Below are 606 nucleotides of genomic sequence, written 5' to 3' on the forward strand. Positions count from 1 at the left end.
GGGTATTCTTCACCCGCGGCATTGACTCCATCCGCCACCGCAGCCCCAACATGTGGACCCTGATCGGTTTGGGAACGGCCGCTGCCTACCTCTACAGCGTGGCCGCTACCTTGGTTCCGCAGTGGTTCCCGGCGGCCTTCGTTCAGGATGGACGCATCGGCGTCTACTTCGAGGCCGCCGCGGTGATCATCTCGCTCACGCTGTTGGGCCAGATGCTCGAACTCAAAGCCCGCTCGCAGACCTCTGCCGCCATTAAGTCACTGCTGGGATTGGCCCCCAAGACTGCCCGGCGCATCAGGCCTGACGGCCAGGAAGAAGATATTCCGCTGACCCACGTCCATCAGGGTGACCACTTGCGTGTCCGGCCGGGCGAAAAAGTCCCGGTGGATGGCACCGTGCTGGAGGGCGAGAGCGCTGTCGACGAGTCGATGCTCACCGGCGAGCCGGTGCCCGTCACCAAGCGGGCAGGGGATACCCTCATCGGTGCCACCCTGAACACCCACGGCAGCCTGGTGATGGAGGCGCAGAAGGTCGGTGCCGAGACCATGCTGTCGCAGATCGTTCAGATGGTGGCCAGAGCCCAACGTTCCAAGGCCCCCATGCAGC

Annotated in this window: 1 protein-coding gene; it reads left to right on the top strand. The window is 64.4% G+C overall.

The window, feature by feature from the left end; genetic code table 11:
• A partial coding sequence (locus tag ACN8M7_RS25945; RefSeq protein WP_490262625.1) for an HAD-IC family P-type ATPase occupies nucleotides 1-606 on the top strand: 606 nt, incomplete at both ends.

Source organism: Pseudomonas spartinae (assembly GCF_965197125.1).
In the GTDB taxonomy this organism is placed as follows: Bacteria; Pseudomonadota; Gammaproteobacteria; order Pseudomonadales; family Pseudomonadaceae; genus Aquipseudomonas; species Aquipseudomonas composti_A.